Source organism: Reichenbachiella sp., assembly GCF_965233835.1.
Lineage (GTDB): Bacteria > Bacteroidota > Bacteroidia > Cytophagales > Cyclobacteriaceae > Reichenbachiella.
Map to the genome: position 1 here is coordinate 181,724 of NZ_OZ247585.1, position 12,378 is coordinate 194,101.

Annotated in this window: 11 protein-coding genes; 4 read left to right on the forward strand and 7 right to left on the reverse strand. The window is 41.6% G+C overall.

Translation table 11 applies throughout. The features are described from left to right. Positions 1–35 precede the first annotated feature (35 nt). From uvrA to ACO6S2_RS00800, 3 genes are all read right to left on the reverse strand, one after another. Positions 36–2,909: an excinuclease ABC subunit UvrA gene (gene uvrA, locus ACO6S2_RS00790; protein ID WP_422360608.1), complete on the reverse strand. Its 2,874-nt coding sequence runs from the start codon at positions 2,907–2,909 to the stop codon at positions 36–38. Positions 2,910–2,940: 31 nt separating this feature from the next. Next, the gene (locus ACO6S2_RS00795) at positions 2,941–3,666 is read right to left on the reverse strand and encodes a TIGR00730 family Rossman fold protein (RefSeq protein ID WP_422360609.1); all 726 of its coding nucleotides are present in this window, start codon (positions 3,664–3,666) and stop codon (positions 2,941–2,943) included. 78 nt (positions 3,667–3,744) lie between these two features. Next, positions 3,745–4,653, reverse strand: a complete 909-nt coding sequence (locus ACO6S2_RS00800; RefSeq protein ID WP_422360610.1) for a TIGR01777 family oxidoreductase — start codon at positions 4,651–4,653, stop codon at positions 3,745–3,747. A gap of 93 nt (positions 4,654–4,746) precedes the next feature. On the opposite strand from ACO6S2_RS00800, the gene ACO6S2_RS00805 reads away from it, so the two are divergent. Continuing rightward, positions 4,747–6,678: a cation:proton antiporter gene (locus ACO6S2_RS00805; RefSeq protein WP_422360611.1), complete on the forward strand. Its 1,932-nt coding sequence runs from the start codon at positions 4,747–4,749 to the stop codon at positions 6,676–6,678. Positions 6,679–6,684: 6 nt separating this feature from the next. Here ACO6S2_RS00805 and cysS read toward each other — a convergent pair whose 3' ends face one another. After that, positions 6,685–8,175, reverse strand: coding sequence for a cysteine--tRNA ligase (gene cysS, locus ACO6S2_RS00810; RefSeq protein WP_422360612.1), 1,491 nt, complete (start codon positions 8,173–8,175; stop codon positions 6,685–6,687). A gap of 59 nt (positions 8,176–8,234) precedes the next feature. Beyond that, positions 8,235–8,642 (reverse strand): OsmC family protein, encoded by a 408-nt coding sequence (locus ACO6S2_RS00815; protein ID WP_422360613.1) that lies wholly within the window; start codon positions 8,640–8,642, stop codon positions 8,235–8,237. 131 nt (positions 8,643–8,773) lie between these two features. On the opposite strand from ACO6S2_RS00815, the gene ACO6S2_RS00820 reads away from it, so the two are divergent. Further along, positions 8,774–9,514 (forward strand): hypothetical protein, encoded by a 741-nt coding sequence (locus tag ACO6S2_RS00820; RefSeq protein ID WP_422360614.1) that lies wholly within the window; start codon positions 8,774–8,776, stop codon positions 9,512–9,514. Between the two features lie 89 nt (positions 9,515–9,603). After that, positions 9,604–10,491, forward strand: coding sequence for a lipoyl synthase (gene lipA / locus ACO6S2_RS00825; RefSeq protein ID WP_422360615.1), 888 nt, complete (start codon positions 9,604–9,606; stop codon positions 10,489–10,491). A 70-nt stretch (positions 10,492–10,561) separates the two neighbouring features. On the opposite strand, the gene ACO6S2_RS00830 is transcribed toward lipA, so the two are convergent. Continuing rightward, the gene (locus ACO6S2_RS00830) at positions 10,562–11,290 is read right to left on the reverse strand and encodes a DUF6503 family protein (protein ID WP_422360616.1); all 729 of its coding nucleotides are present in this window, start codon (positions 11,288–11,290) and stop codon (positions 10,562–10,564) included. A 146-nt stretch (positions 11,291–11,436) separates the two neighbouring features. Between ACO6S2_RS00830 and ACO6S2_RS00835 the strand changes: the two genes are divergently transcribed. Continuing rightward, the gene (locus ACO6S2_RS00835) at positions 11,437–11,802 is read left to right on the forward strand and encodes a VOC family protein (RefSeq protein ID WP_422360617.1); all 366 of its coding nucleotides are present in this window, start codon (positions 11,437–11,439) and stop codon (positions 11,800–11,802) included. Between the two features lie 3 nt (positions 11,803–11,805). Here ACO6S2_RS00835 and ACO6S2_RS00840 read toward each other — a convergent pair whose 3' ends face one another. Then, positions 11,806–12,357, reverse strand: coding sequence for a hypothetical protein (locus ACO6S2_RS00840; protein ID WP_422360618.1), 552 nt, complete (start codon positions 12,355–12,357; stop codon positions 11,806–11,808). Between the last annotated feature and the right edge of the window lie 21 nt (positions 12,358–12,378).

Sequence of the window (12,378 nt, forward strand, 5' to 3'; positions counted from 1 at the left end):
GGTGCTTTTCAAGCCGCCAAAATAGGTCAAATATTTCAAGAAGCTAATTCCTCGGCTAGAAACTTAGCAGTATAACCAGCATTTTTAGCCACTACCTGTTCGGGTGTTCCTTCTGCTATGATTTGTCCGCCGCCATTTCCACCTTCAGGGCCTAAGTCAATTATATGATCTGCTATTTTGATAACGTCCAAATTGTGTTCAATGATCATTACAGTATTCCCTTTCTCTACAAGAATATTCAAGACATTGAGCAAATGCTGAATGTCTTGAAAGTGAAGACCAGTAGTAGGTTCGTCTAACACATAAAATGTTTTTCCGGTGTCTTTCTTAGAAAGCTCTGTAGCTAATTTCACTCGCTGTGCTTCGCCACCAGAAAGCGTGGTTGCATGCTGTCCAAGTGTGATGTAGCCCAATCCTACATCGCTCAATGTTTTGATCTTGCGAACGATCTTAGGCTGGTGTTCGAAAAACTCCACCGCTTGCTCCACGGTCATGTTCAGCACATCCGCAATCGATTTCCCCTTGAACCTCACTTCGAGCGTTTCTCTGTTGTATCGTTTGTCTTTACAAGTCTCACAAGGCACATATACATCTGGCAGAAAGTCCATTTCTACCAGTTTCATCCCAGCACCTTCGCAAGTTTCACAACGCCCACCTTTTACATTAAATGAAAAACGACCAGGTTTATAGCCTCTAATTTTAGCCTCGGGCAATTGAGAAAAGAGTGCACGAATGTCCGTGAACACTCCGGTATACGTGGCGGGGTTTGACCTTGGCGTCCGCCCAATAGGAGACTGATCTACCTCTATAATTTTATCTACATTGTCCACTCCATCTATGCTTTTGTACTGCAGTGGTTCTTTTCGAGATCGATAAAATTTCTTATTAAGGATAGGGACAAAAGTCTCATGAATCAATGAGGACTTCCCGCTCCCAGAAACTCCTGTTACACAGATCATTTTGCCCAGAGGCAAGGTCAAGTTGACATTTTTCAGGTTGTGGCCAGTTGCACCTTTTAATACAATTTTCTCTCCGTTTCCAGCCCTTCTCTCAGCAGGTACATCGATATTCAGTTTGCCATTCAGATAACCTGAAGTAGTCGTAGGGTTTTTTATGAATTCCGAAGGAGAACCTTCAGCAACAATCTGACCGCCATGTCTTCCCGCACCGGGACCAATGTCTATTATATAATCAGAGTCAAGCATCATATCCTTGTCATGCTCGACTACGATGACCGTATTGCCTAGATCTCTTAGGTCCTTCAGTGCTTTGATTAACTTTACATTGTCTCTTTGATGGAGGCCAATACTAGGCTCATCTAGAATATAGAGTACACCTACGAGCTGGGTGCCAATCTGAGTGGCCAATCTGATGCGTTGTGCCTCACCACCAGACAACGTACGCAACGGTCTATTGAGCTCCAGATAATCTAGCCCTACATCTAACAAGAACCCTAATCGCTTTCTGATTTCCTTCAGTATTTCTGTGGCAATTACATTTTGCCTATCAGTCAGTCTACTTTCTACATCCTTAAACCATTCGGTCAGGTCATAGATATTGAGTCTGGCGAGTTCGGAGATATTTTTATCAGCAATCTTGAAGTGCAGGGATTCCTTTCTCAATCGTGCCCCTTCACATTCAGGACAAGTAGAGATCGTCGTAAAGTCCTTGATCCACTTCTGAATTTTTTCTGTACCGCTGTCTTTCTGCTTTTCCAGAAAAGTCGCAATGCCCTCAAATTTCGTATTCCAGTCCGTTCCAGGATATTTTTTCGAACTTACGGCAACTGGTTCATCATCGCCATACAACAAGACATCCAAAACTGCAGGTTTAATATCCTTGACCGGAGTAGATAAACTGTACTTATGCTTTTTTAGGATGGCTTCAATTTTCTTAAAAATCCAGATGTCTCTGAATTCGCCTAATGGCAAAATCGCTCCTCGGCTGATACCGAGTGTATCGTCTGGAATAATGTTCTCTTTTTCAATCTTTTCGATTACTCCCAATCCATTGCAAGTCTGGCATGCTCCGTAAGGAGAGTTGAACGAAAAGTTGTTGGGTGCTGGGTCGTCGTAGGCTAAGCCCGATTTAGCATCCATCAGATGTTTGGAGAAGTGATGTATCTCACCCTGCTCATCCAAAATCATCATCACTCCCTTGCCTTGCTGAATGGCAGTTTTCAAAGACGCATTGATTCTAATCTTATCCTTCTCACGCACCTGCACGCGATCGATGACTATCTCAATGTCGTGGGTCTTGTATCGATCCACCTGCATCTTCGGCACTAAGTCTTGCAACTCGCCATCAATGCGCACTTTGGTATAACCCATCTTCGCAATCTGAACGAAAAGTTCGCGATAGTGCCCTTTCCGGCCTTTTACCACTGGAGCAAGAATCGAAATTTTTTGATTGTCGAAGAAAGATAGCACATGAAAGAAAATTTGCTCTTCCGTCTGCTTTTCCATTTTCTCGCCTGTCACATAAGAATAGGCGATACCTGCTCTGGCAAAGAGCAAACGCATAAAATCATACACCTCGGTAACCGTTCCAACTGTGGATCTGGGATTGCGACTGGTTGTTTTTTGTTCAATAGAAATAACCGGAGAAAGTCCATTGATTTTATCAACATCGGGCCGCTCCATATCACCCATGAAGCTTCTCGCATACGCAGAGAAACTTTCCATGTAGCGGCGCTGCCCCTCTGCGTAAATGGTATCGAAGGCCAGAGAAGACTTGCCACTACCACTAATTCCAGTAATGACAACAAGCTGATTCCGCTTGAACTTCACATCTATATCCTTGAGATTGTGCTCTCGGGCACCATACACTTCGATGTAATCTGTATGTTCTCCTTCCAGTGAATCTAGAATGGTTGGTTCCAGTTCCTCTGTTTCCGCTTCTCTTGCCATTATTCTCTTGCAGGTATTATGTGTTCAATTATTAGAAATTTGGAGATAGTTTGTATTGGTTGTAGAAGTTATCAATTACCGCGACTGCCTCTTCTTCCGTTTCCACTAAATGAAAAAGGTCCATGTCTTCTGCATTGATATTTTTCTCCTTGAGCAGTACTTCTTTCATCCAATCTACCAGACCTCCCCAATAAGCTTTACTAACCAATACGATAGGAAATTTTTCAATTTTTAGTGTTTGGATCAATGTCAATGCCTCAAACATTTCATCCAAGGTTCCAAAACCTCCAGGCATCACAATAAAACCCTGAGAGTATCTCACAAACATGACTTTTCTTACAAAGAAATAGTCGAAGTTGATCAGCTTATCCTGGTCGATATAGATATTATTATTTTGCTCAAAAGGAAGATCGATATTCAAACCAACGGATTTTCCTTTTTCACTATGTGCTCCCTTGTTGCCGGCTTCCATAATACCCGGCCCACCTCCAGTTATCACTCCATATCCATGGCGTACCAACTTGGCAGAAATCTCCTCGGCCATTTTGTAGTATTGGTGATCCGGTTGTGTCCGTGCCGAACCAAAGATGGATACACAAGGTCCAATTTTGGCCAACTTTTCGAATCCTTCTACAAACTCCGACATGACCTTAAAAATCACCCAAGAGTCTGTACTTTTTATTTCATTCCAGTTTCTGTCTTTGAAAGCCTTCTTTATCTTCTCAACATGTGCTTTTTTCTTACTTCCGTCTCCCATGGTATATGATATAGGTTGTTAAATTTTTTGACTAAAAAAATGCCAAGCCGGCAAAGTTAGAGATTATTGGCCAAAGCCTCAATCCTGACCTAACAATTCGAAAAGGGCTTGCTCTGCTTCCAGATACTCAAACTCATATCCTGTAGCTTCTAGCTTTTTGCTAGACACCTTGTGCCCTTGCAATACGATGGAAGACATCTCTCCAAGGGCCAGCTTCAGGGCAAACGCAGGTACATTAGGCAACCATAGCGGCTTTCGAATAATCCTTGCTATCAAACGAGTTAGTGCTGCATTTGTTATAGGCTCTGGAGCCACCAAATTAAAAGCACCAGATAGACTTTCACGCTCAATCAAATGACCTACCGCTCCGCACCAATCCTTCCAATGAATCCAAGGAACTACCTGACTACCCTCACCTAGTGGTGCACCAACAAAATATCTTATGGGTTGAACCATTTTTTCAAGCGCTCCACCCGATTCGTCAAACACCACTCCGGTCCTTAGCTTCACCACTCTTAATCCCAAATCTTTAAATCGATCGGCTTCTACTTCCCATCGCTTACACACCTCAGCCAAAAAATCATCTCCAGGATTTTCCTCTTCTGAGGACTCATGTGCAAACTCCTTCAAACCATAATAGCCTGTAGCTGAAGCACAAATCAAGGCCTTCGGTTTGTTATCCAATTTTGCCACAGTCTCGTAAATTAATTTGGTTGACTCAACTCGGCTATCCATGATTTGCTTTTTTCGTTTATCAGTCCATCTTCCTTCGGCCACGCCAGCCCCTGCCAAATGGATTATCACATCTACCCCCTCAAAGGCTTGACCATCTATTTCTCCTTGTGCCAAACTCCATTGATAAGACGGAACCCTGGCTTTTAAAAAGTTTCTTCGACTCAGTAGTCTAAGAGACATACCCCTATTCAATAAAAAACTTATAAGGCGCTTACCTATCAGACCTGTCCCACCGGTTATCAGGATGTTCATATAAAAATTTTAACGTTTAAAAGAAAGCTTCATGTTGAAGCCTTTTAAAGATATTGACTATTTTAGAATTTAATCCAAATTATGCGCTTGTAGATGGATCTCAATTTTGATAGTATAAAACTCACAATTATTCTGATTGCCGGTTTCGGGGTAGTATCCATTGCTGCAAATAAAATTGCGTCCATTTTTCAGCGGGCTAACCTGCCCATCATTACTGGTTTTTTAATGACGGGTATATTGTGTGGTCCGTTCGTTTTGAATCTAATACCCTCCGAGTCCATTGGAGAACTCAACTTTATTAATGAGCTGGCATTGGCCTTTATTGCTTTTGCCGCTGGCGCTGAATTATATTTTAGAGAACTCATCTCCAAAATCAACAGCATCAAATGGAATACGCTGGGACAGTTGTTCTTTTCCTTTGGTATAGGGAGCATTACTGTTTTCTTTTTGGCTGACCATATCTCTTTTATGGAAAGTATGAATTTCAGCACAAGGCTGGCAGTAGCTCTGCTGGCTGGCACGGTATTCGTTGCAAGATCACCTGCTTCTGCTATTGCTGTTATCAACGAACTAAGAGCCAAAGGTCCTTTCACACAAACGGTAATGGGTGTAACGGTACTCAAGGACTTCCTGGTAATTATTTTGTTTGCCATGTGCTTCGCCATGAGCATATCATTGGTCAGTGGAAATGAATTCAAGTACATCAGTGTACTATTGCCTGTTTTGGAAATGTTGATTTCTGCGGGAATCGGCTATTTATTGGGCCGATTGCTTGACGCCTTTCTAGGACTTGGATTCAAGTCTGACTCAAAGGCCGTAGTTATTGTTTTGTTGGGCTGGGGCGTTTATTTTATCAATCACCTACTTGGAACACTAGATGTCATACCCGGTCATCACATCCGCCTGGAGCCTTTAATTACTTGCATCATTGCTAGTTTGTACATAACGAATTACTCAAAGTACAAACCTGAATTTTTGTCAATTTTGGCAAAAACCGGTCCCATGATCTATGCGGCATTTTTCACGCTGACAGGGGCCTCTTTAGATATTCATATTCTTTTCAGCATCTGGCCTATTGCCTTGTTCTTTTTTGGTATTCGTTTATTGACGATCATAGGTGGATCTTATGCTGGTGGGTTTATAGCCAAAGACCCTGCACGGTTTGTACATGTTGGTTGGATGCCGTATGTCACTCAGGCTGGTGTTGCACTTGGTTTAACTGCACTTGTTTCCAATCAATTTCCGGAATGGGGTCCTGAATTCGCTACCATCATGATTGGTATTATTGTACTCAATCAAATTGTAGGTCCTCCTTTGTTTAAATATGCTTTAAGAAAAGTGGGTGAGGACAAAACACGAGCAAAATTTCAGACCGACGGAATTAGAGACGCCATTATTTTTGGTTTTGAAAGTCAGTCTGTGGCATTGGCCAAACAACTCATGACCAACAACTGGAAAGTTCAGATCGTAACGCTGATGAAAAAGGGTAGCATTGACGAGCCAGAAGGCATCACCATTCATTACATGGATAAAATCAATTTGCCTCAAATCAAGGAAATGGGTGCGGCGAAAACAGAGGCTATTGTTTGTATGCTCGCCGACCGCGAGAATCTCGAAGTCTGTGAGCTGGCTTATCATCACTTTGGCACACCGGATATCATCGTTCGTCTGACGGATCGACTGTATTATGACAAATTCTTAAACCTTGGTGTAAGAATAGTTGACCCATCTATGGCCATGGTGAGTTTGATGGATCATTATGTAAGATCACCTCAGGCCACTTCACTCTTACTGGGTATGGAACCTGGGCAGGATTCAAGAGACTTGGAAGTGATGAACCCGGACTTACATGGCGTTCCTCTTCGCGACTTGCGCCTTCCTGCCGACGTGATTATACTGTCTATCAAACGTGCTGGCCAGATGATTATTTCTCATGGTTACACTCGTCTTCGCTTAAAAGATTTGGTGACTTTTGTGGGGTCGAAAAAGAGCCTGGATGATTTGACTCGGAGGTTTGATTATTAAGCCAAATTACTCCTCATACGCCCAATCCACGCCTGTCTTCATGTCTTTGAGTACAACACCCTGAGATTTGAGACTATTTCTGATTTGGTCTACTTTATCGTAATTTTTAGCCTCTTTGGCTTCTTTGTACACATTTATTAATACGTCTATCAAACCATCGAAGTCCACATTGCTTTCTTCTTTTAAGCCAAGTATATCCAATACAAACGACTCAAATGTAGTTTTCATTCTTTTAAAGGTTTCAGCACCTATCTCAGCAATAGAAAGTACGCCTGTATGAATCGAGTTGATTTTCTTCAAAAGGTTAAACAAATGTCCAATAGCTAAGGCTGTATTGAAATCATCATTCATCGCTCGGTAGCAATTGTCACACAAGCTGTTGATTTGTTTGATTGCTTTTTCGTTTGGCTCGCTGTCTACTATTCCTTCGACTGACAATCCTCGCAGGGTTTTCAATCCATTCATCAGCTTACGATAGCCTTTTTGTGCTGCGCTCAAGGCTTCGTTAGAAAAATCTAATGTGCTCGCATAATGTGATTGCAGCATGAAGAATTTGGTAGTCATTGGACTATATGCCTTATCAAGCAATTCGTGATCACCAGCAAAGAGTTCTCTAGGCAAAAAAGAATTACCTAATGACTTACTCATCTTTTGGCCATTGACTGTCAGCATGTTAGTGTGAACCCAATACTTAACAGGGTCTGTGCCATGGGCACCAACCGATTGAGCCAATTCACATTCATGGTGAGGAAACTTCAAATCCATTCCACCGCCGTGGATATCAAATGTCTGCCCCAAATATTTTTTACCCATCACGGTGCACTCCAAGTGCCAACCCGGGAAACCAGCACCCCATGGAGAATTCCAACGCATGATGTGTTCCGGAGAAGCATTTTTCCAAAGGGCAAAATCTACGGAATTTCTCTTTTCATCCTGACCATCCAAATCCCTGGTATTGGACAAAAGCTCTTCTATCTTTCTGCCAGACAATTTTCCATAATCATGGTCTTTTTGGTAGGCATTGACGTCGAAATAAACCGATCCCTCCACTTCATAAGCCAATCCCTTTTCAATCAACAACTCAATCATCTCGATCTGCTCTAGGATATGACCAGTAGCGGATGGTTCTATACTCGGAGGCAAAGTATTGAACATGGCCATGACCTGATGAAAATCCTGAGTGTAACGCTGGACCACTTCCATCGGTTCTAGATTTTCTAGCTTAGCTTTCTTACCAATTTTATCTTCACCTTCGTCACCGTCGTTGACCAAATGACCAACATCTGTAATGTTTCTTACATAGCGCACCTTATACCCCAAGTGCATCAAATACCGGAAGATCACATCAAAACTCAAGAAGGTACGAACATTGCCCAAATGTACATCACTGTACACGGTAGGCCCACAAACATACATGCCGACATGCGGGGCATGGATGGGTTCAAACAGTTCCTTCTTTCCGGTTAGTGAGTTATTGATGCGAAGATCTTTGAGCATTGATGATAGGTTTATCTCTTTGAAAAAAGGTTTATACGGGCTAAGCCTAAAAAAGTCAGTTAATTCAGGTTAAAAGTTACTTCTAATTTGATATCCGGATGAATACTTAAAGCAACGGGGCAAGTTTTGGCTGCATTGATCAGCATCGTCTTTTGTTTTTCAGTCAAGTCTAATTTGGGCCAATTGAAATTAATATGAATTTCTGACACCTTTCTTGGGCTAGCGGACATCACTTTGGTGATATCCGTGGTCACACCTTCCATAGCAATTTTTTCACGATCAGCCACTTGGCCCATAATCGTCATCATACACGCACTTAGTGAAAACGACATCAGGTCAGTAGGGGAAAAAGCCTCTCCCTTGCCCATATTGTCTACCGGAGCATCAGTTATGATCTTATTTCCTGACGGGATATGTAGGCCTTCGGTACGAAGGTTTCCCAGATATTGATTTTTTAAGGTGCCCATTAAACTTTAAATTTTGAAAAAACGTTATTTTGCAAAGCTTAAGTACCTACACTTCAAATCAAAAGTTATCAGAATTTTATTTTGTCTGGGTAATGTAATAAGTGGTTGAAGTTGTTAGATTTATTAAGAATATGCGGAGAAAGCTCATACTGATATCATGCCTTGCCATTTTGGCGACCAGTGCAGTCGCACAATCATCTGGTCATTATGATTATACCAAAGAATTTATTTGGGGAATCAATAAAAATACGAATGGTGGTTTGATTGGTGGTTTCGTAATGAAATTTTCCAGTGCTCTCAGCGAAACTCAGTTTAGAACCATTGGGTTCGAATTGATGAATGTGAAACACCCCAAAGAGCACAGAAGAAACTCAGCAGCTGGTAATCCATTCATTTACGGTAAGTCCAATTATTTGTATGCTATACGGGCACAGTACGGAAGGGACTTTATTCTATTCAAAAAAGCACCACAACAAGGAGTACAGATCAATGCTTCGATTGCAGCAGGACCTACCCTTGGCATTGTTGCACCCTATTACGTCAAGGTTGGCGATAGTCGCACCGCCGTCCCGTTTGGGTATGACCCAAAAACAGTAGGCCCTGGTAAAACGCCCGTATTATATTCTTATCAATCTATTACCGGCACTGGCCACTTGTTTCAAGGACTTGGAGAATCAAAAATTAAACCTGGCTTAAATCTGAAGGCTTCTTTGACTTTTGAGATGGGTGCCTTCAAAAGTAATGTGACCGGATTTGAAATTGGATCTTTGATAGAAGCCTATGCCGGCGAAGTGGAGTTGATGCCTGTGGAGGACAACAAATCCGTTTATTTGTCAGCTTTTATTACGCTATTCTACGGTCATAGAAAATAAGTACGCTGACCCTCATCTTTTCAAAAAACCACTCGTAAACCCTTCAAGTTAGTACACTTGTTTGTTTCTTTGCACAAATTTCAAGTTTCATGATAGAATTACCAGTAGTCGACGGAAAGCAAGCCAGAAAGCGCACGAAGCCAGATTGGTTGAGAGTGAAGTTGCCAGTAGGCCAGAGCTATGCTAATGTGAGAAAGATTGTAGATGAAAATAAACTTCATACAATCTGTGAGAGTGGCAATTGCCCGAATATGGGTGAGTGTTGGGGCGCTGGTACTGCCACTTTTATGATTCTAGGCAATGTCTGTACTCGAAGCTGCACCTTCTGTGCAGTGGCTACAGGTAGGCCACCAGAGTATGATACTGAAGAACCTAAACGTGTTGCAGATGCTATCAAAACCATGGGTGTCAAGCACGCTGTCATCACCTCAGTGAATCGTGACGAACTCAAGGACAGAGGTGCTGAAATATGGTATCAAACAGTAGTTGAAACGAAAAAAGCTTCACCCGAAACCACCATTGAAATCTTGATTCCTGATGTGAAAGGCAAATGGGAGGCACTTTATCGTATGATTGATGGTGGGCAAGAAGTGGTTTCACACAACATGGAAACTGTAGAGGGTCTTTACAGAAGAGTACGACCTCAAGCCAAATATGCTCGAAGTTTAGAGCAAATCAAATTGACCAAAGAATATGGACAGCGAACCAAGTCTGGCATTATGTTGGGGCTGGGTGAAACTGTAGACGAAGTGCACAAAGCGATGGATGATTTGGTCGAGAATGGTTTGGATATCCTGACCTTGGGTCAATACCTACAACCTACTAAAATGCACATCGAAGTAGCTGAGTTTATTCACCCTGATCAATTCGAAAAGTACAAAGAAGAAGGATTGAAACGTGGGTTGAAGTATGTGGAATCAGGTCCTTTGGTAAGATCATCTTATCATGCCGAACGCCATGTGAATGTGCCTATATAAATATGAGCGAATAAAATAATGAGTTAATCATACATTGATTCAGCAACTCATTATTTCATTCAATCATCAATTACTTCACTTCAATATTTTCATTTTCAATCTGCGATAGTTCAATCAAAGACGCTTCTATAAAAGCTTGATCCAGGGATTCAACAGGAGCGTTTTTGTCCGCTGGCTTAAAGTTGATGTAATCTTGAAAGACCATGTCTTTGATCACTCTACGATTCACTGCCTGGCGAAACCTTACTCCTCCACCGTCAGTTAAATAGGAATACCCAAGAAAGTCTAATGTATTTGTTTCTGCATTGATCCAGTAAACAAAAACGTCCTCGAAATCCTTTCCGCCATTTTCTTGTTTGAAAGTCACTTGAATTTTCTCATAAAGTTGTTTATTAATCACTTTCTGACCCAAATATTTTTTAACCACTGCTTGATCATTCAAGCCATAAGGCAGTTGAAAAAAGTACAATACTGAATTTACCGAATTGGCGTATTTGAACTTCCATTCCTCACTAATATCCAAGAGCGTATCATTCACATAGCGCTCCAACTCGGTGCTATTGGTCAAAACATCTTTCACCTGCCCCAGGCTATCATCATCGAACGAACGAATGTAAGTGTACCCTTCTGGCTTTCGTTGCACCAAATAGTGCTTATCTCGAAAATCGAACGTAACCGTCCTTCCTTCAAAAAGCTGCCCTCCATGAGCAGCGATTGCCTTATCAATAATTTTTTGTGGGTCTTTGCTCGGTGTACAGGCTACCAGCAGAAAAAGAAGTATAAAGTAAAAATTTCTCATCAATGTATCATCCATAGTGTGGCATACGGTACGACTAGATTAGGGTTTGTATAATTCACAAAACAAAGACCAATATTACTAAGAATCGTTTCTTCAAAAGGGAAAAATAAGGTTACATTTGAAAAGCACATTAAAGAAATATTCACATGGCCATTCTAGGATTACGAACAGCAATTTATAAAGTGGGAAACATCAAAGAAGCTACTGAATGGTACACCAAAGCTTTTGAAGTCTCTCCGTATTTCGAAGAAGACGGATATGTTGGCTTCAATGTGGCTGGTTACGAATTAGGCCTACAACCCGAATCGAAGCCTACAACAGAAAAAGTTGAAAGTGTGATCAATTACTGGGGTGTAGAAGATATTCGAGGTAGGTATCAGCATTTTTTAGACTTGGGTGCTACCGAGCACGAACCTCCAACTAATGTAGGTGGAGCTTTAGAAGTAGCAACGGTGAAAGACCCTTGGGGAAATATTCTAGGATTAATCTACAACCCTGATTTTAAACTCTAAGTCTTAGTCCCAGGTAATAGTGGTTTCAAATGCGTTATCGCCTTTAGCCATAGATTTGGTGATATCCACTTTCAGGTTTTTGCACCCGCATATTTCTAGTGCCATCTCCATCCATCCTGCTATACGATATTCTATCAATTCATTTTTGATTGGCAGTTTGGTAAACTGAATGACCATAGAAGTATCAGAACTGTCAATCACTTTCAGATCCGTTGGCTCATAGAAAGTAGCAATTACACGAGAAGCTCTTTTCAGCATAAAAGAGGGAGAACTGATCAAAACAAATACCTTATAGATTCCGGTCAAACCCATCTTAGCACTATACCTTCCAGACTCCCAGGCACCCTTTTTTTTATCAGCATAAAACATTTTACAAAGCACCTCAGTGGGTACAATAACGCCTGGCTCTACTGGATACCAATTGGATGTGGATACCGAAGAAAGCAACAAATTCGATGCAGCAGACAATCCCTTTTTCCATTCCTCATATTTACTACCATGAGTATCTGCAACGAAACTATCTATACTCTTTATAACTGACCCTCTGACTTGCATACTTGATTGATATTGAGTTGG